At 60.0% G+C, this 22355-nt stretch carries 22 protein-coding genes, 1 tRNA gene and 1 pseudogene; 15 read left to right on the top strand and 9 right to left on the bottom strand.

What is annotated here, in order from left to right; genetic code table 11:
• Positions 1–68: 68 nt before the first annotated feature.
• The 3 genes from DQN55_RS10210 to DQN55_RS10200 form a co-directional block, all read right to left on the bottom strand.
• Positions 69–1256 carry an acyl-CoA dehydrogenase family protein gene (locus tag DQN55_RS10210; protein ID WP_048380262.1) on the bottom strand — a complete coding sequence of 396 codons (1188 nt, stop codon included), beginning with the start codon at positions 1254–1256 and terminating at the stop codon, positions 69–71.
• Positions 1257–1439: 183 nt separating this feature from the next.
• Positions 1440–3014, bottom strand: coding sequence for an amidase (locus tag DQN55_RS10205; protein ID WP_048380264.1), 1575 nt, complete (start codon positions 3012–3014; stop codon positions 1440–1442).
• A gap of 80 nt (positions 3015–3094) precedes the next feature.
• Complete coding sequence (locus tag DQN55_RS10200) at positions 3095–4531, bottom strand: coniferyl aldehyde dehydrogenase (protein ID WP_048380265.1); 1437 nt, start codon at positions 4529–4531, stop codon at positions 3095–3097.
• Positions 4532–4704: 173 nt separating this feature from the next.
• On the opposite strand from DQN55_RS10200, the gene DQN55_RS10195 reads away from it, so the two are divergent.
• The 6 genes from DQN55_RS10195 (at position 4705) to DQN55_RS10170 (ending at position 10767) form a co-directional block, all read left to right on the top strand.
• The gene (locus tag DQN55_RS10195) at positions 4705–5685 is read left to right on the top strand and encodes a flavin reductase (RefSeq protein ID WP_048380267.1); all 981 of its coding nucleotides are present in this window, start codon (positions 4705–4707) and stop codon (positions 5683–5685) included.
• A 50-nt stretch (positions 5686–5735) separates the two neighbouring features.
• The gene (locus tag DQN55_RS10190; RefSeq protein WP_048380270.1) at positions 5736–6509 is read left to right on the top strand and encodes a glucose 1-dehydrogenase; all 774 of its coding nucleotides are present in this window, start codon (positions 5736–5738) and stop codon (positions 6507–6509) included.
• Between the two features lie 75 nt (positions 6510–6584).
• On the top strand, positions 6585–7376 hold the full coding sequence (locus DQN55_RS10185; RefSeq protein WP_048380272.1) for a fumarylacetoacetate hydrolase family protein: 792 nt from the start codon (positions 6585–6587) through the stop codon (positions 7374–7376).
• Positions 7377–7398: 22 nt separating this feature from the next.
• Complete coding sequence (locus DQN55_RS10180) at positions 7399–8328, top strand: acetaldehyde dehydrogenase (acetylating) (protein ID WP_048380274.1); 930 nt, start codon at positions 7399–7401, stop codon at positions 8326–8328.
• A gap of 27 nt (positions 8329–8355) precedes the next feature.
• The gene (gene dmpG / locus DQN55_RS10175) at positions 8356–9378 is read left to right on the top strand and encodes a 4-hydroxy-2-oxovalerate aldolase (protein WP_048380275.1); all 1023 of its coding nucleotides are present in this window, start codon (positions 8356–8358) and stop codon (positions 9376–9378) included.
• A gap of 75 nt (positions 9379–9453) precedes the next feature.
• Positions 9454–10767 (top strand): spinster family MFS transporter, encoded by a 1314-nt coding sequence (locus tag DQN55_RS10170; RefSeq protein WP_048380277.1) that lies wholly within the window; start codon positions 9454–9456, stop codon positions 10765–10767.
• Here the strand turns inward: DQN55_RS10170 and DQN55_RS10165 are convergent.
• Complete coding sequence (locus DQN55_RS10165; protein WP_048380279.1) at positions 10740–11825, bottom strand: NAD(P)H-dependent flavin oxidoreductase; 1086 nt, start codon at positions 11823–11825, stop codon at positions 10740–10742. The genes DQN55_RS10170 and DQN55_RS10165 overlap by 28 nt on opposite strands.
• A gap of 64 nt (positions 11826–11889) precedes the next feature.
• Complete coding sequence (locus DQN55_RS10160; RefSeq protein WP_048380281.1) at positions 11890–13449, bottom strand: L,D-transpeptidase family protein; 1560 nt, start codon at positions 13447–13449, stop codon at positions 11890–11892.
• Between the two features lie 129 nt (positions 13450–13578).
• On the opposite strand from DQN55_RS10160, the gene DQN55_RS10155 reads away from it, so the two are divergent.
• Positions 13579–14292, top strand: a complete 714-nt coding sequence (locus DQN55_RS10155; protein WP_048380282.1) for a murein L,D-transpeptidase catalytic domain family protein — start codon at positions 13579–13581, stop codon at positions 14290–14292.
• 174 nt (positions 14293–14466) lie between these two features.
• On the opposite strand, the gene DQN55_RS10150 is transcribed toward DQN55_RS10155, so the two are convergent.
• A tRNA-Gln gene (locus DQN55_RS10150) sits at positions 14467–14541 on the bottom strand.
• Between the two features lie 339 nt (positions 14542–14880).
• On the opposite strand from DQN55_RS10150, the gene DQN55_RS10145 reads away from it, so the two are divergent.
• Together DQN55_RS10145 and DQN55_RS10140 are read left to right on the top strand one after the other, a co-directional pair.
• A complete protein-coding gene (locus tag DQN55_RS10145; protein ID WP_048380284.1) occupies positions 14881–15099 on the top strand; it encodes a DUF6555 family protein in 219 nt (72 codons plus the stop codon).
• A gap of 36 nt (positions 15100–15135) precedes the next feature.
• A complete protein-coding gene (locus DQN55_RS10140) occupies positions 15136–15417 on the top strand; it encodes a hypothetical protein (protein ID WP_074702917.1) in 282 nt (93 codons plus the stop codon).
• 431 nt (positions 15418–15848) lie between these two features.
• On the opposite strand, the gene DQN55_RS10130 is transcribed toward DQN55_RS10140, so the two are convergent.
• The gene (locus tag DQN55_RS10130) at positions 15849–16190 is read right to left on the bottom strand and encodes a carboxymuconolactone decarboxylase family protein (RefSeq protein WP_048380289.1); all 342 of its coding nucleotides are present in this window, start codon (positions 16188–16190) and stop codon (positions 15849–15851) included.
• Positions 16191–16298: 108 nt separating this feature from the next.
• On the opposite strand from DQN55_RS10130, the gene DQN55_RS10125 reads away from it, so the two are divergent.
• From DQN55_RS10125 to DQN55_RS22570, 3 genes and pseudogenes are all read left to right on the top strand, one after another.
• Positions 16299–17210: an AraC family transcriptional regulator gene (locus tag DQN55_RS10125; RefSeq protein WP_048380291.1), complete on the top strand. Its 912-nt coding sequence runs from the start codon at positions 16299–16301 to the stop codon at positions 17208–17210.
• 234 nt (positions 17211–17444) lie between these two features.
• Positions 17445–17798: a hypothetical protein gene (locus DQN55_RS10120; RefSeq protein ID WP_231995671.1), complete on the top strand. Its 354-nt coding sequence runs from the start codon at positions 17445–17447 to the stop codon at positions 17796–17798.
• Positions 17785–17943, top strand: a pseudogene (locus DQN55_RS22570) (spermidine/putrescine ABC transporter substrate-binding protein PotF); the annotation flags it as partial. The gene DQN55_RS10120 and the pseudogene DQN55_RS22570, both read left to right, overlap by 14 nt.
• A gap of 258 nt (positions 17944–18201) precedes the next feature.
• Here DQN55_RS22570 and DQN55_RS10110 read toward each other — a convergent pair.
• Complete coding sequence (locus DQN55_RS10110) at positions 18202–19032, bottom strand: alpha/beta fold hydrolase (protein ID WP_048380293.1); 831 nt, start codon at positions 19030–19032, stop codon at positions 18202–18204.
• Positions 19033–19472: 440 nt separating this feature from the next.
• Between DQN55_RS10110 and sodC the strand changes: the two genes are divergently transcribed.
• Positions 19473–19994, top strand: a complete 522-nt coding sequence (gene sodC, locus DQN55_RS10105) for a superoxide dismutase family protein (RefSeq protein WP_048380295.1) — start codon at positions 19473–19475, stop codon at positions 19992–19994.
• Between the two features lie 196 nt (positions 19995–20190).
• Here sodC and DQN55_RS22245 read toward each other — a convergent pair whose 3' ends face one another.
• Positions 20191–20391: a hypothetical protein gene (locus DQN55_RS22245; protein ID WP_126514207.1), complete on the bottom strand. Its 201-nt coding sequence runs from the start codon at positions 20389–20391 to the stop codon at positions 20191–20193.
• A 42-nt stretch (positions 20392–20433) separates the two neighbouring features.
• Between DQN55_RS22245 and DQN55_RS10100 the strand changes: the two genes are divergently transcribed.
• The gene (locus tag DQN55_RS10100; RefSeq protein WP_231995669.1) at positions 20434–20868 is read left to right on the top strand and encodes a hypothetical protein; all 435 of its coding nucleotides are present in this window, start codon (positions 20434–20436) and stop codon (positions 20866–20868) included.
• Positions 20865–22346 carry an ATPase domain-containing protein gene (locus tag DQN55_RS10095; RefSeq protein ID WP_048380297.1) on the top strand — a complete coding sequence of 494 codons (1482 nt, stop codon included), beginning with the start codon at positions 20865–20867 and terminating at the stop codon, positions 22344–22346. Before DQN55_RS10100 ends, DQN55_RS10095 begins: the two co-directional genes overlap by 4 nt.
• Positions 22347–22355: the final 9 nt, after the last annotated feature.

Raw genomic sequence — 22355 nt, 5'->3', positions numbered from 1 at the left:
TGTCGTTAAACAGCTGCGAACACCGTGTGGCGCTATTCGATCAACGCCGCTTGATCACTGTTACCTGATCAAACAAAAGGGTCTGCGTTGGGCAGGCCCAGCTGTACGAGCCCGTAGCTGCGGCGGTAGGCCGCTTCGTTGTTGGCGATGTGTCCGCGTGCCTGGTGCAGGTCACGGAAGTAACGCGCCACCGGATTGGTGTTGTACAAGCCCGAGGCCGCCATGCAGCGCAACAGGTCGCTGACCCGGTCCGCGCAGACATTGGTCACGTGGGATGACTGGTAGCGATACAGCAAGCGGGTTTCGACATCCGGGTATTCACCGGCGCTGGCCAGGGCCAGCAGGTTCCCGTAGTTGCGCATCAACACCAGCTTGAGGGCATCGACGGTGATGATGGCTTCGGCAACGGCTGCCTGGGCCGCCGGGTCTTCGGCAGTTTTGGCACCGTGCTTGCCAATGTGCTTGGCAGCGTTGTCGCAGAACTCATTGATCGCCCCTTGCAACGCACCGATGGCCGACGTCGACACGGCACGGGCAAACACCTGGGCAAACGGGATCGAATACATCGGGTTGGTGTTGGTCAGGCGCCCCGGCGTGGCTTCGATGCTGTAGTTGTTGGTGCGCTGTACGCGATGCGCCGGCACAAACACATCCTCGACAATGATGTCGTGGCTACCGCTGCCGCGAAGGCCCAATACGTCCCAGTTCTGTTCGATCCGGTAATCACTGGCCGGGATCAGGAAGGTGCCGTGCTCGGTCGGGCCCATTTCGTCCTGCGGCACAATACCGCCGAGCAGGCACCATTGCGCATGCTGGCTGCCACTGGAGAAGCCCCAGCGACCGCTGACCTGATAGCCGCCCTTGACCGGCGTAACCCTGGCCACCGGCATGTACGTCGAGGCCACCAGCACCGAGCTGTCCTCTCCCCATACATCACGCTGGGCTTCAACCGGATAGCGCGCCAATTGCCAGGGGTGAACCCCGACCACGCCGAACACCCAGGCGGTGGACATGCAGCCTTCGGCCAGGGTCATCTGAATTTCAAAGAAAGTCCGCAGGTCGACTTCATGCCCGCCCCACATCTTGGGTTGCAAGGCGCGCAGCAAGCCGGCTTGCTGCAGGTCGCGAACTGTTTCATCGGGGAGTTTGCAGTCTTTGTCCGCCTGCGCCGAGCGGCTTTTCAGCGCCGGTATCAGGTCCCGTGCGCGCTGCAGCAGCTCAAGTTCTATCGGACTTTTCTCTCGTATCTGATCCATCCGTCTGTTCTCCGTCAGTCTCTCGCTGCGCGAATGCGCGGGCGGTGTATGACGAATAATCCCGTCTGGAAGGCTGCGTATCATCGTCAAAGCGGACTAGTCGGTGTCCGGCAATCAACCCCACAGAGGCGGATCAAGCCCGCGATCTTCAGCACCTGCCGAAGATCGCGGCTTGCGCGGGACCTACACCGTTGGCAGGCCGGCCCACGCACGGTCTTGCTCGAGTTGCGCAGCCAGTCGCAGCAACACGTCCTCGCCCCCCAGCGGGCCGGTGAACATCATGCCGATCGGCAGGCCGCTATCGCTCATGCCAATCGGCAACGAAATGGCCGGCTGCCCGCTGACGTTGGCCAGCACGGTAAACCCAGCACTGCCCATGGCGTTGTGGGCATAGCTTTCCCAAGGCTGGTTCAGGGTCAGCAGCCCCAGCTCAGGCGTGACGTTGGCGGTGACCGGAGACAGGATCACGTCATAGTTGTCGAACTGCTGCTCCATGTAGCCACCAATGCTTTCAAACGATTGTCGCGCCCGGTACAAGCCCTCCCCCGTGACTTTCCGGGCATTGCCCAGCACCACCTGGGTGATGCGCTCGAAGTCTTCAGGGGTGCCGCTGCGACCCAGGACTTGTTCACGGTCGTGCACCAGAGTCAGCAAAGCGTCGCCAATCACCGCGCCGTGGGCACCAAACAGTTGGCGCGGATCAATATTCAGGCGCAGCTCTTCAACGTTATGCCCCAGCCCGCTCAAACGCCTGGCCGTCTCGTCCAGCACCTTGGCCACCGCCGGATCCAGTGGCGAGCCGGTCAGCGAATCTCGCACCAGGCCGATCCGCAAGCGTCCGGGGGCCGCATTCAACTCGTCCACATACGGGCGCACCAGTGGCTTGGTCCAGTACGGACTGCCAGCCTCATGCCCCTGGCCCACATCCATGAACAACGCCATGTCCCGCACATTGCGCGACACCACATTGCCCACGCTGGCACCAAACCAGCCCTCGTATTTTCCAGGTCCGCTCGGGGTGCGATAGCGGCTGGGCTTGAGCCCGACCAGACCGCAATAGGACGCCGGGATCCGGATGGAACCGCCACCGTCCGTGGCATGCGCCACCGGTACGATCCCCGCCGCCACCGCTGCAGCGGCCCCGCCGGACGATCCTCCAGCGCTCATCGCCAGGTTCCACGGGTTGCGGGTCTGGCCCCACAACAGGGACTCGGTGGTTGTGGTCAGACCGAATTCCGGGCAGGTGGTTTTGCCGAACGGCACGGCACCTGCCGCCTGATAACGGGCAATCAAGGTGCTGGTGTGAGGCGCTGGCGGTGCATCTTTGAACAGGCGGCAGCCATTGGAGGTCGGCGTGCCTTCAAGGTAGGTGTTGAGGTCCTTGATCAGGATCGGCACCCCGGCCAATACACCGGACGCCGATGCCCCCTGCGCCCGGCGGGCCTTGAGCAGCGCATCGGCATACGCGTCATGGCGCATGTTGACCGCCTTGACCTTGGGGTTGACTGCATCACAGCGGGCCATGGCAGCCGCCAGCAGGTTTTCCGGGCTGAGTTCGCCTTTGCGCACGGCCGTGGCCATGTCCCAGGCATCCATTTTCAGGTACTCGTCAGGCGTTACGCCATTAACGCTCGCCGCACTGGCAAAGCGCCCCAGCAAGCCGGCACCGACCGCCAGGGCGCCTGCCTTGAGGACATGGCGACGCGGCCAGCCAGCCGGGGTTTGCGATTCTTCAGGTGTAACGACAGGGCTTTGCAAAATCAATCTCCAGTCAAATCTTGTTTTTATTGACGCAACGCCCTCTACAACAACTCGCGCCTACGGAGGGCGGGCGAAGATCAGTCGGCGGTGACCATGGCCTGCATGGCGGGCAGGAAATGCTCGCCATAAGGCGGTAGCAGGCCCCATTCGCGGCGCGGATCATGGGCAGGCGCCTTGAATACAGTGCGCAGATGACTGAATTCAAGGAAGCCTTCGCGGCCGTGATAATGCCCCATGCCGGATGCCCCGACACCACCGAACGGCGCGTCGTGCAAAGCGGCATGCATCATCACGTCGTTGATGGTCACCCCGCCGGAAATCGTGTGTTGCAGCACATGGCGCTGCTCTTCTTCATTCTGGCCAAAGTAGTACAGCGCCAGTGGCCGCTCACGGGAATGGATATCGGCCAGCGCCTGATCCAGCGCATCATAAGGCAGCAGCACCAGCGCCGGCCCAAAGATTTCCTCGTGCAGAATCTGGCTTTCGCGAGGCGGGTTGACCACCACCTGCAGCGGACGGCGGCGCGCCTGGTCGTCGGCCGGCAGCGCCTGAGGAAAGCTCTCGACCCGGGCCCCGCGGGCGCGGGCGTCCTGCACATAACCTTCAATGCGCTGCAAGTGCCGGGCATTGACTACGGCCACCACATCCGGGTTGCCCTCAATGCTCGGGAACAGCTCGCCATAGGCCGCCCCCAATACCCCGATAAAGTCTTCAAGTTGTTCGCGAGGCACGTACACCACGTCCGGGTTAATACAAATCTGCCCGCCGTTATTGCCTTTGGCCGCGGCAATGCTGAATGCCGTCTTGGCCAGGTCTGCGCTGCGGGAAACAATCACCGGCGACTTGCCGCCCAGCTCCAGGGTCAACGGCACCAGGTTTTCGGCGGCATTGCGCATCACCGAGCGGGCGACTGCGGTGCTGCCGGTGAATACCAGGTGGTCAAACGGTTGCGCGGTAAAGACCTGGGCCAGGTCAGCCTCACCGGTGACCACCGCCACTTCCAGTGGATCGAACAGTTCGGCAAAGGCTTGCGCCACGACCTGTGCGGTACGCGGCACCACCTCCGAAGGCTTGAGAATTGCCCGGTTGCCGGCAGCCAGCGCACAGGCCAATGGGCTCAGCAGGGTAAACAGCGGCGCATTCCAGGTACCGATGATGCCGATCGAGCCTTTGGGCTGATACATGATCCAGGCCTTGCCACCCAACTGGTCATAAGGCGCGAATACTTCACGGGGTTCGTCCGCGACCCAGTGCGCCAGGTGATCACGTGCATATTTGAGCGATGCCAGCGAACCCAGTACATCGTTCATCAGCGAGAAACCCTGCGGCCTGCCGCCAAAGTCCGCATCCATCGCCTCCACCAACGGTTGCTGGTAGCGCACCAACAGCTCAATCACACGCTGGATGCGCTCGCGGCGCTGCTCGGCACTCACCGGGCCAGCTTCGATGAAAGCTTGTTTTTGCGCCTGCAACAGGCTGGACAACTGTTCTGGAGCAGTGCTGCTGAACGTCATGGATGAGTCCTCTGATACACCGGTTCGATGAGCCGACGCTAGCGAATAGCACAGCCGATTACCTCGTCCAATCGGACGATAATCGGCCGAATCCGTTAGTCCATTAAGACGATGTAGCGCGCTTTGCGGAGGCGAATACTGCCAGCACGAAAATTCAATCCATGAGGTTCGTCATGGCAATGCAAAGCAGTTTTGATCCGCAGGCATTCCGTACCGCGCTGGGCACCTTCACCACCGGGGTGACGATCATCACCACCCAGGCTGAAGACGGCTCGCCGATCGGGATCACCGCCAACAGTTTCAACTCAGTGTCGCTCAACCCGCCACTGGTACTCTGGAGTCTGGCCAAGTCGGCCCGCAGCCTGCCTGTGTTCAGCTCGGGCAAGCACTGGAACGTGCACGTGCTGTCGACCGAACAGGAGCCTCTGTCCGGCCGCTTTGCCATGCAGGGCGAAAATAAGTTCGCCGAAATCGAGCTCGACAACGGCATCAGTGAAGCCCCGCTGTTGCAGGACTGCACCGCTCGGTTCCAGTGCCGCACGGCGTTCCAGTATGAAGGGGGCGATCACGTCATTTTTGTCGGTGAGGTGCTCGCATTCGATCACAGCGACCGGGCGCCGCTGGCGTTCCAGAGCGGGCAATACGCACTGGCCACCCGCAAGCCGCGCAGTGAACTGCGCCTGGCAACCACCCCGCCACCACCCGAGTGCAGCTACACCGAAGACCTGCTCGGGTATTTGCTGGGCCGGGCCCATTACCAGCTGCTGGATGCCTTGCATCGCCTGCTGAGCAATCAGCAATTGGACGAGCACGCGTTTTTCATCCTGTCCGTGCTGTGTATCCGCGACAACATGACCCTCAACGAAATCAACACGTTCGTGAGCTACACCGGGCATGTGGTGACGGTCGCCAGCATGCGCTTTCTGGAAAAACAGAACCTGGTGGCACTGGAAGGCAACAGCCATGCACCGCGCTATGTGCTGACCGCAACCGGCCGCGAAGCATCCTTGCAGCAGCTGGCCCTGGCCAAGGCTGTGGAAGAGAACGTGTCGGCCAAACTGGGGCCGGGCGATGCCCAGGCCCTTAAAGTCCTGCTCAAGCGCCTGATTGCCGCCAGCGATCCGGGCCTGCCTGATCTGTGGGCGCCGCGCTAACGCTGCGCTAAAGCCCGAGGTTATTAACGACTACAAGGAACAGTCTGTTTATGAACATTATTCAGCGCTTCAATCTGACCGGCAGCGTGGCGGTGATCACCGGCGGTGGCCGGGGCATCGGTCGCGGCATTGCGTTGGCCTATGCCGAAGCGGGCGCCGACGTGGTGCTGGCTGCACGCACCCTCAGCGATGTCGAAGCGGTGGCTGTAGAAGTGCGTGGCCTGGGGCGTCGTGCGCTCGCCGTGACCTGTGACGTGAATGATGCCGAACAGCGTACAGCGCTGATCACCCAGGCCCGTGAGCACATGGGCCGCATCACCCACCTGGTGAACAACGCCGGTGGCGCGGGGCCGAATGATCCCTTGACCCTGAGCGTCGAACGCTTTGAAGAAATCCTGCGTTTCAACGTGTCTTCGGCCTACCACTTGTGCCAGCTGAGTGTGCCGCACATGCGTGAAGCCGGGACAGGCAACATCATGAATATCACCTCGGGCGCCGCACGCTACGCACAAACCCAGTTCAGCGCCTATGGCAGCGCCAAAGCTGCGTTGAGCCACCTGACCCGGCTGCTGGCCCAGGACTTTGCCCCGCTGGTGCGCGTCAACGCGATTGCTCCCGGCCCGATCCTCACCGATGCCCTGAACCGGGTGCTGCCGGTGGCCATGCGCGAGGGCATGATCAAGGCCACACCGCTGCAAAGCCTGGGCGAGACCGAGGACATTGCGGCGGCAGCGCTGTACCTCGCCACCCCCGCCTCGCGTTGGGTCACCGGCAAGATCCTCGAAGTCGACGGCGGCGCTGAATCCAGCGTGTGGCCGGGCTGATCCGGCACACGCAAAGGCTGTAGCCGCTGCCAGTAACCGCGGCTACAACGGTATTTCTGGCTTATGGAGTTGTTTATGGACACACAGTTGATTGAAGCCCTGGGCGACGAGCTGTTTCATGCCCTGCTTGAGCGCCGCAGCCTGCAACCGCTGACCCAGCGTTATCCGGACTTGACCCTGGATATGGCCTATCAGATCTCGCTGCGTTTTTTGCAGCGGCGCCAGGCGCTGGGCGAACAGGTAATCGGTAAGAAAATCGGCGTTACCAGCCGTGCCGTTCAAGACATGCTCGATGTGCATCAACCGGATTTCGGTTTTCTGACCAACCGCATGCAAGTGGCCGATAACAGCGATGTGAGCTTTAGCGCCCATCATCTGGTTCAGCCCCGGGCCGAAGGCGAAATTGCCTTTATTCTCGGCGAGGATCTGCATGGACCGGGCATCACGGCCGAAGACGTCATGGCCGCCAGCCAATGGGTGGTGCCGTGCTTCGAGATTGTCGATTCGCGCATCGCCGACTGGCAAATCCGCATTCAGGACACCGTAGCCGACAACGCCTCATGCGGAGTGTTCGCCCTCGGCGAGCAGCGCATCGACCCGCGCACACTGGACCTGGCCAAGGTGGAGTTGCACCTGCAGAAAAACGGCCAGCCCGCCGGCCATGGTTTCGGCTCGGCCGTTCAGGGCCATCCGTGTGAAGCGGTGGCATGGCTGGCCAACACCCTGGGCAAGTTCGACATTCCGTTTCGCAAGGGCGAAATCATTCTTTCCGGAGCGCTGGCGCCGCTGGTGCCGGTACAACCTGGCGATGAAGTCAGCCTGAGCCTCAGCGGCCTGGGTACTGCCCGCCTGCGCTTTGTGTCCTAACCCCCCGTTCGAGAACCTACCCATGAGCAAAAAGATTAAATGCGCCCTGATCGGGCCGGGCAATATCGGCACCGACCTGCTCTACAAACTGTTGCGCAGCGAAGTGCTGGAGCCGGTCTGGATGGTGGGGATCGATGCCACTTCCGAAGGCCTGAGCCGCGCCCGCGAGATGGGCCTGAAAACCACCAGTGACGGCGTCGACGGGCTGCTGGAGCACGTGCTGGCCGACAACATCCAGATCGCTTTCGATGCCACCTCGGCCTACGTACACGCCGAAAACAGCCGCAAACTCAATGCGCTCGGCGTGCTGATGATCGACCTGACCCCGGCCGCCATCGGCCCGTATTGCGTGCCTCCGGTCAACCTCAAGGCCAACCTCAAGCGCGGCGCCATGAACGTCAATATGGTCACCTGCGGTGGCCAGGCGACCATCCCGCTGGTCGCGGCCGTGTCCAGCGTGCAGCCCGTGGCCTACGCCGAGATCGTGGCGACGGCAGCGTCCAAGTCAGTCGGCCCCGGCACGCGCAAGAACATCGATGAATTCACCCGCACCACAGCCAGTGCCATCGAGCAGGTGGGCGGCGCGAAAAAGGGCAAGGCGATCATCATCGTCAACCCGGCCGAGCCACCGCTGATCATGCGCGACACCGTGCACTGCCTGACGGAAACCGAGCCGGATCAAGCGGCGATCAGCCTGGCCATCGCCAACATGATCGAGCAGGTACAGCAGTACGTACCGGGCTACAAGCTGGTCAACGGCCCGGTGTTCGATGGCAACCGGGTGTCGATTTTCATGGAAGTCGAAGGCCTGGGCGACTACTTGCCCAAGTATGCCGGCAACCTCGACATCATGACCGCCGCGGCAGCACGCACGGCGGAAATGTTTGCCGAGGAAATCCTCAAGGGCGAGCTGCAACTCAAGGCCAGCACCCCACAACCTGCCCTCGCTTAAGCCTTGCCTTTCATTTAGGAGCTATCCATGGACCTTCGCGGCAAAAAAATTACCGTGCATGACATGTGCCTGCGCGACGGCATGCACCCCAAGCGTCACCAGATCAGCCTGCAACAGATGAAAGACATCGCCTGCGGCCTGGATGCAGCCGGCGTACCACTGATTGAAGTGACCCACGGTGATGGCCTGGGCGGCAGCTCGGTGAACTATGGCTTCCCGGCACACACCGACGAGCAGTACCTGTCGGCGGTCATTCCGATGATGAAACAGGCCAGGGTGTCTGCCCTGCTATTGCCTGGCATCGGCACCGTGGATCATCTGCAGATGGCCCACGAACTGGGGGTCAACACCATTCGCGTCGCCACCCATTGCACTGAAGCCGACGTCTCGGAACAGCACATTTCCTATGCCCGCAAGCTGGGCATGGACACCGTGGGCTTCCTGATGATGGCGCACATGAACAGCCCTGAAGGGCTGGTCAAGCAAGGCAAGCTGATGGAGAGCTACGGCGCGAATTGCATCTACCTCACCGATTCGGCGGGCTACATGCTGCCCCACGATATCAAGGCGCGGGTGGCGGCGATGCGTGCGGCGCTGCATCCGGACACCGAAATCGGTTTTCACGGTCACCACAACCTGTCGATGGGCGTGTCCAACTCCATCGCCGCCATCGAAGCCGGCGCCACCCGGATTGATGCGGCAGCCGCGGGCCTGGGTGCGGGCGCGGGCAATACACCGATGGAAATCCTGGTGGCGGTGTGTGACCGCATGGGCATCGACACCGGGGTCAGCGTATTCGGGATTCAGGACGTGGCCGAAGACCTGGTCGTGCCGATCATGGACTTCCCGATCCGCAGCGACCGCGATGCCCTGACCATGGGTTACGCCGGGGTGTATGGCTCGTTCCTGCTGTTCGCCAAGCGCGCCGAGAAGAAATACGGCGTACCGGCACGGGAAATCCTCGTGGAAATGGGTCGCCGCGGCATGGTCGGCGGCCAGGAAGACATGATTGAAGACACCGCCATGACCCTGGCCCGCCAGCGGGCCTGAGGCGTGTACTGATCAAAGGCGCGGTCGCGTGATGCGTTCGCGTCTTTGTCGTTCTTACCGGATTGGGAATCGACTATGTCCAACACTCACGTCGGCTGGCGCAGCCACGGTTTGCTGTTATTGCTGGCTGCAGTGTTTGCCGACAACTTTGTCGGGCGTCAGATCCTGGCGGTGATGATCGAGCCGATCAAACGCGAATTCGGGGTCGGCGATACCGCCATGGGACTGATTTCCGGTCTGGCGTTTGCCGGGGTCTACGCCCTGCTCGCCCTGCCTGCCGGACGCCTGGCCGATCGCATGTCACGCACCCGTTTACTGGCGATGGCCTGCCTGCTGTGGGCCGTCGCCACCATGCTGTGCGGCCTGGCCACCAGCTTCTGGATACTGGCGGTCGCACGCATGGCCGTCGCGGTGAGTGAATCACCCACCACCTCGGCTTCGATGTCGATCATTGCCGATCTGTATCCGCCCCATCGCCGCTCGTTTGCCATCAGTTGCTTCACCGCTGCCCCGACCTTCTCCGCCGTCATCGGCCTGAGCCTCGGCGCCTGGGTGGTTGAGCAGTATGGCTGGCGCAGCGCATTTATCCTGATCGGTATGCCGGCCTTGCTGTTTTCTACACTCCTGGCCTTCCTGGTCAAGGACCCGGTCCGCGGCCGATGGGACCTGGCCCCTGCGCATGCCGCGCATCCCCTGCAAAGCCTGGGCAGTGAAGCACGCAAACTCTGGGCGCTCCCGGCCTATCGCTGCTTGATATTGGCCGGTGGCCTGACCACGCTCAGCTCCTATGCCATCGCGATGTGGAACACCAGTTTTCTGGTGCGCTCCCATGGCATGTCACTGCAACATGCCGGGCTGCTGGCCGGTTTTATCTGTGGCGGTGTGGCCGGGATCGGCGCGTTGTTCAGCGGCTGGCTCAGCGACCACCTGACTCCGCGCAACCCGCACTGGCAAGTGGGCATTCCGGTCATCGGCCACCTGGCAGCCCTCTGTGCGCTGTTCGCCTATCTGTTATGGCCGCAAACCGTGTGGATGCACCTGGGCGATGTGCCGGTCCCCAGCGCGATGCTGTGGTGCGCGCTCTACAGTTTTTTTGCGGTGTGGTGGGTGGCGCCATCGTATAACCTGGTCACGCAGTTGGTGCCGGCCAACCGTCGCGGAACCGCGATGGCCTTGCAGACCATCCTGTCGACCCTGCTGGGTGTCGGTGCCGGGCCCTTGCTGGCCGGTCTGTTCAGCGATGCCCTGCAACCGGCCTATGGTATTGAGTCTTTGCGCTATGCGTTGCTGCTGGTGAGCTTGCCGGTGGCAGGTGCGGTCATCTTACTGATCCGCACCTCAGGCTATGCCGCGCAAACACGCTATGCGCATGTGGAACGGGCGATGTAATCATCGATCCAGTGCCGGGTCAGCGCATAGGCCGACAGTTCGGCCGTGCGCCCCGGACTCAGGGCAAACCCCTGCCCCGCCCACAGGTTGATGAAGTCACCGGAGCCGGCGGGCTCGGTCAGGGCCTTCAGCGGTAACAGCACGCCGCCGGCCAACGGGAAGGCCGGCGCCTGGGGGTTGATCGGTCCCAGCTCGCGCATCACCCGATTGACGATGCCCCGGGCCGGGCGGCCGGTAAACAGGTTGGTCAGCGCGGTGTCACTGGAACTGGCCTCACGCAATGCCTGGCGGTGGGCCTGTGCCAGCTTTGCCTGCGGGCAAAACAGATACGCGGTGCCGATTTGCACCGCGCTCGCGCCTAACGCAAACGCTGCGGCGATACCCCGCGCATCGGCAATGCCGCCTGCGGCAATCACCGGCACCGACACCGCATCGACTATTTGCGGCACCAGGGCAAACGTACCGATCTGGGTGGTCAGTTCACGGCTCAAAAACATCGCCCGATGACCACCGGCCTCATAGCCCATGGCAATGATCGCATCGCAGCCGTGGCGTTCCAGCCACTGCGCTTCTTCTACCGTCGTGGCCGAGCTGAGTACCTTGGCACCACAGGCCTTGACTCGGGCCAGCAACGCAGCGTCGGGCAAACCGAAATGAAAACTGACCACCTGTGGGCGCAGTTCCTCAACCAGCGCGCAGGTCGCCTCGTCAAACGGCGCACGGCTGGAGACCGGCGTCGGTGCATCGTAGTCGGCACCCAGCTCGTCGTAGTAAGGCTTGAACAGGGCCTTCCACTGCTGCGCACGGGCCTCGTCGGGCTCGGCGGGCTGATGGCAGAAAAAATTCAGGTTCAATGGCTGATCGCACTGGGCACGAAAGGCCGCCACTTCGCTGCGGATCGACGCCAGACTCAGCGTGGCGCAAGCCAGCGAGCCGAGTCCGCCTGCCCTGGCAACGCCCACCATCATCTCCGCCCCCGCGCCAAGCATCGGCGCCTGGATGATGGGAGCGGTGATACCCAACAGATCAATAATGCGTGAATCCGGCCAATGGTTCATTCAGGGCTCTCTCGACAGTCAATAATCGGAGTGAATCGTAAATCGTCCCCACCTCACGCCGGCTTCAGCGTTTGCCGGTCAATGCCGCGATCAGGGCGGGGTCGAAGTTGTAAATATCCGGGGCATACACCACCCGCCCTTCTTTGTCTGCTTGTGCAGTCCAGTAAGTGAGCAGGATCGGCATGGGCGAGGACAATCTGAATTCGTGGGTCAATCCTGTACTCAGCAGCTCTTCGGTGCGCGCTTTCTCGGCGGGAGTCACCAGCAGGTCGCGCAACTGAAAGACTGCCTCGACCCTTACGCAACCCGAACTGAACGCCCGCGGCCCCTTGCTGAACAGCGCCTGGCTGGGCGTGTCGTGCAGGTACACGGCGAAGGGGTTGGCAAAGCGGATGACGATGCGGCCCAGCGGGTTTCTCGGCCCGGCACCCTGACGCAGGAGAATGTTGCCCGGGCGATCCCAGTCGATGTCCTGCGCCGCCAGCGGATGTCCGCTGCTGTCGAGTACCTGCAGGTCATGGCGGCTCAGGAACGACTGATCGCGACGGATCTGCGGCAGTTTGTCTTCTTTGAAGATGGTCGGCGGGATGGTCCAGGTCGGATTGAGTGTCAGGCGCGTCACTCGGGATTTCAGCAACGGCGTCTGGCGCTCGGCACGCCCTACCTGGGTGCGGGTCTGCCACACCGGCTCGCCATTTTGATAAACGATCAGCAAGGCCGCCGGTACGTTGATCAACAGGCTGGTGGGCTCGAAATCCCGGGCCATCCAGCGAAAACGTTCGAGGTTGATCCGCAGTTGCTCACGGCGCGTCGCCGGGCTGACGTTGAACTCCTTCAAGGTGCCTGCACCCACCACCCCGTCGCTTTGCAACGAGTGATCAAGCTGGAAGCTCTTGACGGCCGCCACCAGGGCGTCGTTGTAGGTGTTGTCAGGGGTCACCGGAAGCTGGCTCAGGTAGCCCTCACTGAGCAGACGCTGCGCCAGAGCGGGCACCCGCGCATCCTGCATGCCAGGTCGCAGCAGCGGCCCTTCGACAATGGGCTGCCACTGCGGCAATGGCAACAGGCGCTGACGGGCGTATACCCGGCGCAGGTTCTGGTAGGGCTCGAACGCGGGACGCGCGCGGGCAAAGGCCTCTTCGATGTTGTGCAGGCCGGGGCCGGCGATCGCCAGCAATGGGGCCTGGCGGTCAGGGGCGACCGAGTCGGCATGCCACACCGGTTCGAAGCGCTCCTGCGACAGCCGGCCGTCGTGCAGATCGTGCAGGGCCTGCAGGTACTGATGGCTGATCTCGATGTCGGCACACAGCCCTTCAGCGGCCGGTAACGGATAATTCTGCGGATCCAGCCCGTCATCGGCCAGCGTGGGCAATACACCCTGCAGTTGGCGCAAACGCGCGTGATCGGCCCACACCGGCTGGTAAGCCTGGCCCTGATAAAACGCCTGCAAAAGCGTCTGGGCCGGGGCGCTCAAGTGAGCGGCCAGCGCCGGGCACGCCTGCGGCAACTGGGCCAGGGTCACCTGCAAGGGCGGTATAGCGTCGACCAAAGGCTCATCAGCCAGCACGACCAATGGCGCTGCGAACAAGGCCATGCTCAAGTAATATGCGTGTTTTTTGATCAACTGCTTTACTCCAATCCATGGTCGTCGCGTTGAAGGGCACCCTATCACCCCTCAGCCAACATCTAAACAGGACCGCCATGGATCGACGGAACGTCTGGAGCCAACTCAATTAGTGGAAACTCTTTATCTATGCTGAAATTCTTGCGACGGCTTTGTCTGGCCGCCGCGACCCTGGGCACACTGTGCAGCCCTGCGTTCGCCGCCAGCTCTTCCCAACCGGTGCTGTTCAACAGCCTCGCCCACGCGGCCCCGGAACTCAATCCCCAAGCGTTAAAAAGTGCCCTGAGTGCCATGCAATGCGCCGTCAACAATGGCGCCAGTCAAGCCCGGCACCTGGCCGTCATCGACTACTCGCAACCCTCGACGGCCCGACGCCTGTGGATTTTCGACCTGCGTAAAAAGTCCCTGGTACTGCGCGACCTGGTCGCCCACGGGCAAAAGTCCGGTGAAAATTTCGCCACCCAATTCTCCAACACTGAAGGCAGTCATCAGTCCAGCCTGGGCCTGTTCCGTACCCAGGAAAGCTATCAGGGCGCCCACGGTTACTCGTTGCGCATGGATGGCCTGGAGCCGGGCATCAATGACAGTGCCCGTGACCGGGCCATCGTGATTCATGCGGCCAGCTATGTGAATCCGTTGTGGAGCGAGCGTCAGGGTCGCATCGGCAGAAGCCAGGGTTGCCCTGCCGTCCGCCCGCAGGTGGCACGTCAGGTGGTCGACAAACTCAAGGATGGGCAATTCATGTTCGCCTGGTACCCCGACCAGCGCTGGCTGCAATCTTCGGCCTACCTCAACTGCCAGCCACGCCAGGTGGCGAGCATCGTGTCGGCCAAGGCTGGCTGAACAGGAGCAGGGGTTTACCCGGCAGTGTGCGCGGAAATGCAGAGGTGTCTGGAAGCTGGCGACTGACGCAGGAAGCGTCAGGCCGGACGGGCCAGAGCAGGCGCTCTGACCAAATCACTCATCCATGACAACGGCCGCTTGCGGCTTTATATCAACGGGATGAGATCTGGAAAATGGCAGGGGCGGCTGGATTCGAACCAACGCATGGCAGGATCAAAACCTGCTGCCTTACCGCTTGGCGACGCCCCTGTAGCTGTTGCGATCCTGCTGACTTCGAATAGGTTGATTCGTAGCGGCCAACGGGGTGGCCTGTGCAGGAATGCGCGGAAATATATCAACATTATTTCAACTTGGGAACCCCGAGTCTGAAATAAATTTATTTAAAAACAGCGAGTTAGTGATTGACTGCAACAACCCGTGGTTGATTCCCCGGCGCCCTTCCCGCCCTCACCGCTGAACAGCGCTTCCTTGCCGCTCGAAAATGCGCCACCGAAAAATGAATGAATTTTGCCAACCACGGTTTGTCTGACGTTTTGAGAGCCTTCAATAAACATCTGCCTTGAAAGGCAGCAAGGAGCCATAACAGACATGAGTCAGCAAAACCTCTTTACCATCGAGTACAAACTGCATGGTGCTCCGAAGAAACTCACGGTTCGAGCGGCACGGATGAGCACTGAGGACGCCTGGCAGTGGGCGGGCTGTGACGCGGGGGCGACCCCCATTCCAAAACCCGGCAAACCGCCACTCAAATTGTTCTCCAGGCCAATGGCTGAAAAATACGGCATCACCGACGTTCAGTGGCGCTGAAATGGCTATGCCGAGGAGCGGCACGAGTCAATCATCATGAACATTTCACGCTGTAGATCCGCTGGCAACGAATACTGGAATGCACAACTCATCCTGAACGCGGGCCTGTTCTTCGAAGCAGACCGACTCGATGCAGCAGCCTGCATAATCATCGCCAATGGCTTTGATGATCCGGGTGTATGGCGACGTTTTACCCAACTCAAACGCTCTGCAGATGCTCAGCGCGAGGTTGCCTGCCTGGATTGGCTATGCATTCGGCACGCCCGGGCTTTATCTGCTGCGCACAAAAAAGCCCGATACGGTGGCCGGGCTTTTTGACTGCCAGTCGCTCGCCTCATGATTCAGGATGCTCACTCGCTACCGAGTCGGCTGCCCCCACGTCCGTCATGTCTTCTTCATGAGGCGCCTTGTTTTTCCCGGGCACTGGAACTTCACGCTTCCCCGGCCTCGGATCGAGCCCTGCTTCGTTGTCCGTACCACTCGTTACCCCCTGCTGAGAGAGGTTCCCGGGCGCGCTTTTGTCGATGTCCATGCTGACTCTCCATTGCTGAAGCGCGGGATATCCGTGCCTGTCTGTAAGAGTTTAATTTCAGCGGCAAGTGCCGAACTTTGGACGAACGGATGCCCCGCAGCCATTCCGGACGTGCCGGAGGACAACATTGCGGTATTGCCGTGCTGAATATCGAGGGTGCAATAAAAAGCCCCGGTACACTGAAGTGCCCGGGGCCGTTGCCGTCATGTGCGATGCGTTATTTTTTCAAGGTGTCGTATGCTTCAAGTGCACGCAGCGAGTAGATATAGGCTGCGCCGGCATTCAGCGAAATCGCGGTGGCCAGAGTCGCGGCAACCTCTTCACGGCTCGCACCAGCCTTGATCGCGGCATCAGTGTGAGCGGCAATACACCCGTCGCAGCGGGTGGTGACGGCAACAGCTATCGAAATCAATTCGCGGGTCTTGGCATCCAGTACATCGTTTTCGGCAGAGGCTTCACCAAGGGCCATATAAGCCTTGACCATTTTGGGGTTGCTCTTGCCCAGCGCACCGAAAGCTTTCTGAATATTGGGCAGCAGTTCGGACCAGTTTTTGAACATTACGTTAACTCCTGAGCAGGTGGTGATCATGTTTCGACTCATTGAGTGTATGCAATGTCCCGCAACGGGCTTGTTCGATAGGCTGAGTTTTTTCTCCGATACGCTCAAATGAACCCGATCGATAAACTCATCAGCCTTGCCAACGTTCGCGGCAGCCTGGATGTACGCTGTCAATTTCAGGGTGACTGGGCGCTGCAACATGAACAGGAAGCCTTGGGTACCGCGCCTTACCACATCGTACTGGCCGGTGAGTGCCAAGTAGAGCTCCCGGGCGGCCAGCGTCTGCCCATGCGTGCCGGAGACATCCTGTTGCTGGCTGGTGGCTTGCCACATGTCATGCATAGCCTCGGCAAAATCGTTGCCCCCACATCGCCGAAACCTGTCTCGGATGGAGGTTTACCCGTTCAGCGCATTGGCGGTTCGAGTGTGGATCTGGACATGCTCTGCGGCAGCTTTTACTACAACCGGGCTTCACTGCTGTTTGCTTCGTTGCCGGAATATCTGGTGATCCCCCGAGGTGCTTTTGCGGCAAACGGCTCTTTGCCTGCCCTGATCGAAATACTCCGCGCAGAGGCCGACTCCGATCAGGCAGGTGCCCGTTTTTTGCTCGACGCCCTGTCTCAGGCGCTATTCACCCTCATCCTTCGCGCCCATTTAGCCACCCACGGCCAAGAGACCGGCATGCTCGCCTTGCTCAGCGATAAGCGCCTGGGGCCCGTTTGGCAGGCGATGCTGGCTGACCCTGCCCAGCCATGGACGATTGAAACCCTGGCCAAAACCGCCAACATGTCCCGTGCGACCTTTATGCGGACCTTCGTTCGCGTGTCGGGTGTGTCTCCCTGGGTATTGCTCACGCAAGTCCGGATGGAATTGGCATTCAGCCTGCTTAGCCATTCTCACCTGGGATTGAGCGATATTGCGTTGCAGGCGGGTTACCAATCCCAGGCGGCATTCAGCAAAAAATTCAAGGAAGTCTATGGCGCGCCACCGGGGAAAGTGCGGCGTGGCATCTGGCGCTGACGCAACAGACCTGCAGCGGCTGTTGAGCGCAATTACCGCCAGGGTCATTGCACTTCAATCGAGCCCTGCCAGGTCGATGAGTGTCAGATTGGCCATGCGCGATCAATGCGCCCAATGATCAGCGACGAAGGTTCCACAATGCCCATCCGCCCTGCTCTCTCCGACCCGGTCCATGTGTATCCCGCACACCTACGCGCTCAGGTCGAGGCAGCTCCCCGCGCTCCCGGGGTGTACATGTTTTACGCCGAGGGCGACTCGATACCGCCCTACATCGGAAAAAGTATCGATATTCGCAGCCGACTGCTGGCGCACCTCCGAACACCTGAAGAAGCCCGGATGCTGCGCCAGGCACAACGCATCGAATACCAGCAAACTGCCGGGGAAATCGGCGCCTTATTGCTGGAGTCGCGGCTGATCAAAGAGCTGCAACCGTTGAAGAACAAGCGGCTGCGGCGCCAGCAACGACTGTGCTCCCTGCGCATCCGCGACGGCCTGCTGGGCCTCGAACAATCGACAGGCCGCAGCTGCTTCAGGGCTCAAATTGGAAAATGCGCCGGCACCTACAGGGGCGAAAATTGCGGCGGATGAATACGTCATTCCGTCCGTGAAGCAGGACCTGGCGATTTACCCGCCTAAAAGTGTAATGGACAAGTTATTCACCGTTGAGGATCTCCCGGCTGCCATCGCACGGCTTGGTACTCGCTTGTGGACGAAGTTGAAAACCAATACATAACGACATTTGCACAGGCCGTGGTAGGCGTTTCAGTGGGCACGGCCCAAAGGAAGGGTTTCTAGCTACAGCGTAGCGTGTGGTTCTTGATCAGTGACCGATTCTGGCCGATAGCAGCCTGTCACAAAGGGCAGCTTTCGGCTAAAACCGGTCGCTCAACGCTGCTTACTGGAGCGTTGGTGTGAAAAAAGGGATAGATCTATTTTCATCGAAAACAAATCGGTCCCCATATCTTGTGCAGCCGCCGTCACGGCGCATTGCTCAACCGCGAATAAACGCCAACAAATCAGCATTGATCTGATCCGCGTTGGTCGTCGGCATTCCGTGAGGAAAGCCCGGGTACGTCTTGAGCGTGGAATGCTTCAAGAGTTTGGCCGAAAGCGGCGCAGAATCTGCAAACGGCACGATCTGATCGTCCTCGCCATGCATAACCAGCGTCGGCACCTGAATCGCCTTTAAATCTTCGGTAAAATCGGTTTCAGAAAACGCCTTGATGCAGTCGTAATGAGCTTTTGCGCCGCCCATCATGCCTTGACGCCACCAGTTGTCGATGACGCCTTGCGAGACCTTGGCCCCGGGTCGATTAAAGCCGTAGAACGGCCCCGCCGGCACGTCCACGTAAAACTGCGCACGACTGGCAACCAATGCCGAACGGAACCCGTCGAAAACTTCCAGAGGTAAGCCTCCAGGATTCTTTTCCGACTTGACCATGATGGGTGGAACCGCGCTGATCAGTACGGCCTTGGCAACACGTCCCGGTTTGGCTCGCGCGGCGTAGCGTGCGACTTCACCACCCCCGGTCGAGTGGCCGACATGGATCGCCCCCTTGAGGTCGAGCACATCGGTCAGCTCGATGACATCGGCGGTGTAGGTATCCATTTCGTTGCCCTCCCACGTCTGGGTCGAGCGCCCGTGTCCGCGGCGGTCATGCGCGATCACCCGGTAGCCTTTGAGCAAGAAGAACATCATCTGGTTGTCCCAGTCATCAGCGCTCAACGGCCAACCGTGGTGAAACACGATGGGCGACGCGTCTTTCGGCCCCCAATCCTTGTAGAAAATCCTGGTGCCGTCTTTGGTCGTAATTGCGTTCATGGCGTGTGTCCCCTCGCGATCTGGTTGGTGTGGGGTTGCAGGGTGATTATCAGCGCCTGCGTCAACCCACAAAGGCTGGAAAGCGTTACCGGCAACGTGCAAAGACAGTGGACCCGATGTCGTGACCAACGGGTCACTTGCGAGCTTCGTCAGTGTAGAAGACGCACAGGAAGCAACACTTTCAAACGATAGATGGAGCTTGCCAGTTACAAACCGGCCATTAATGACAGGCAACTATCGGCCATAAGCTGCCTCTCGAAAGTTTCTACGAAACTTGGGGCTATTCACATTCATATGAAACTTCTGAATTGCCCACCAACTCTCATGTTTATGCTAGCGAGTCATTGTGCGTCGTCACAATCCACTTCATCGGCAGTTAATTGCTTACCGTCTAAGAGTTCGCTCTCTCAAAAATCGCTCATACAATTCAGGAGTCAACTATGAAAAACTCACTGTGGTTTGGTTTGATCGGTACCCTCGCAATAGGCACGTCCCACGCAGCTTCCCAAGATATACCCATAAATATGGTGAGCGCCGACGGTGCGCCACAAGCTATCGGCGCGATAACGATTACTGAGACGCCCTATGGCCTGCTGTTCACGCCGAATCTCAAATCACTGCCGGTGGGTGTGCATGGTTTCCATCTGCACGAAAACGGCAGTTGCGAAGCGGGTGAGAAGGATGGTGTCAAAGGTGCTGCGCTGGCGGCAGGTGGGCATTTCGATCCGCAGAAAACCGGCAAGCATCTTGGGCCGTATGCCGACGGGCACCTGGGGGATTTGCCGGCGGTGTACGTGACCGCCGACGGCATGGCCACCTACCCGGTGCTAGCTCCGCGACTAAAGAGCATCTCAGAGATCAAAGGCCACGCGCTGATGATCCATGCCGGTGGCGATAACCATTCGGATATGCCCAAGCCGTTGGGTGGTGGTGGTGACCGCGTGGCATGCGGCGTGATCTGATTCCCACACGGTCAATGTAGGCGCTGATGCAACTTGCTATTTTTTAGCGCCTATCGCCTGAACCGATCCACCTTTCTGTTCGTTATTCGTAACGCGGCGGGCTTACTGGCTGTCGCAGTTCCACACGTAGCGGCCCGCCTGCAACCGCTGCAAGCGGTATTCGGTGCGCCCGGTGCCACCCTAATATCTACGAAAATCAGCTTGCCCTTGAAGCTGCCATCATGGAGCTCACGAACTGGGTGAAGATGCGCGGGTCGGTCGATGTTGCCTGAGTGAACAGAAAAGGACAGCAATCGACCAGGCGCGGTTGATCAAACTGCATGCAAAAACTCATTCTGCCACTGTAATTGATATCAATTGCAATGCTGCGTTCGATTGAAGCTCGATAGATAGCCATAGGGTGTACCATCAAGCTCTGTCCATCAGATACCAGTCAGTCATGTCCACGCTTAGCGAAGAGAGCAGCCAGATCGTAGCTTCTCTGGCGCACCTTGTTGGTTCCAATGCTGATGCTGAAAGGATCGCCCAAGCGATCATTTCAACCTTGCAGGATATGGACGAAGCCCTCACGCCCATCATCGGCCAGCAAGGCGTTGCCGCGCTTTATCGCCGCAGCCTCCACCTGTGCACCTCCACTAATCCACGTTTGGCCAACACCTTTGACAGAGTGCAGCCCGGCATGGATCTGACTGCCCTCAAGTCCGTAATCGCTGAGCAAAGCGAAACCGATGCGCTGTTTTTCGGTGAAGTGTTGCTGACTACCTTTTACGAGCTGCTGACCACGCTGATCGGGCCCTCGCTCACCGCACGTTTGCTTCGTGGCGTGTGGAAACCTTCTTTGAGCGACACCCTTTCGCAGGAAACTTCACCATGAACACCAAAGTGACTATCAACCGCTTGGCCACCGGCGTGCCAGGACTTGACGAGGTGCTGGGTGGAGGACTGCCGGAATTTTCGTTCAACCTGATCGCAGGCCCGCCTGGCTGCGGCAAAACCACCTTGGCGCATCAGATGATGTTTGCCCTGGCGACGCCCGAACGCCCTGCTCTGTTTTTTACAGTACTCGGCGAGCCACCGCTGAAGATGCTGCGTTATCAGCAGCAATTCGATTTTTTCGACAGCGAAGCGATCAACCAGTCAATCCGCTACATTAACTTGGCCGACGACACCCTGGCCGGGGATCTGGACGAGGTGCTACGGCGAATCGTAAGCGAGGTAGAGGCTTACTCTCCGTCGCTGGTATTTGTCGACTCGTTCCGCTCCGTGGTACTGGCGAGCCAGACTCAAGACAATCCCAACAACAACCTGCCGCAATTTGTTCAGCAATTAGGCATGTTGATGACCACCTGGCAAGCAACGACCTTCCTAATTGGTGAATATTTCACCGAAACCGACACCAATCCGATTTTCACCGTAGCCGACGGCCTGATCTGGCTGCGTCAGAGCGTTCAGCGCAACTCGATGGTGCGCAAAATGGAAATCATGAAGATGCGCGGACAACCGACATTGCCGGGGCTGCACACCTTTCGTATCGCCACATCCGGGATCAAGGTCTTTGCACCCGCCGCCCTCAATCAGGTTGAAGTTGAAGCACCGCTAGAATTTCCCATCAAACGCCTGACAATGGGCGTGCCACAGCTCGACGAGATGCTCGGCGGGGGGCTGCCTCGCGGTTATTCCTTGCTAGTGGCCGGGCCGTCGGGTTCGGGCAAAAGCATTCTGGCGGCGACCTTCTTGGCCGAAGGCGCGCGCAATGGCGAAACCGGTGTGATCGCTGTGTTCGAACAACGCCCCAACCACTCGCAAAATGCCACGTTGGCAAGCCTGATCCAAAGCGGTCAGGTCGGTTTGGTGGATAGCCGTGCGCCAGACCTATCTATCGACGAAATCGTCCATTTGCTGCTCAGCGAGATCCGCCGACTAAAAGCCACGAGGGTGGTCATCGATTCGTTGTCCGGCTTCGAGCTGGCGCTGGCTCCGACCTTTCGCGAAGACTTCCGCGAGTCGCTGTCGCGCATGGTCACCGCGTTGACCCGTGCTGGGGTCAGCGTCTTGATGACCTCGGAGTTGGAAGACCGCTACACCGATCTGCGTTTTAGTCCTTATGGCACGGCGTTTCTGACCGACGCAATCATCGTTCAACGCTATATTGAAGTAGAGAGTCGCTTGTTGCGTATCATGGCCGTGGTCAAGGTGCGAGCCAGCGCCCATTCCGATGAGTTGCGTCAATACCACATCGACGATAACGGCCTTCATATTGGCGAAATGCTGCCAGATCAGGAAGGCTTGCTCGGTGGGCGACCGACAAAACAGAATTCAGGAGCCTTACGCGCAGGAGAGAAAAATGTTTGAGTTCGACTC

Source organism: Pseudomonas taetrolens, assembly GCF_900475285.1.
Taxonomy (GTDB): domain Bacteria; phylum Pseudomonadota; class Gammaproteobacteria; order Pseudomonadales; family Pseudomonadaceae; genus Aquipseudomonas; species Aquipseudomonas taetrolens.
Note: the sequence above shows the minus strand (reverse complement) of the source record. Positions and strands in the feature narration are given on the sequence as shown.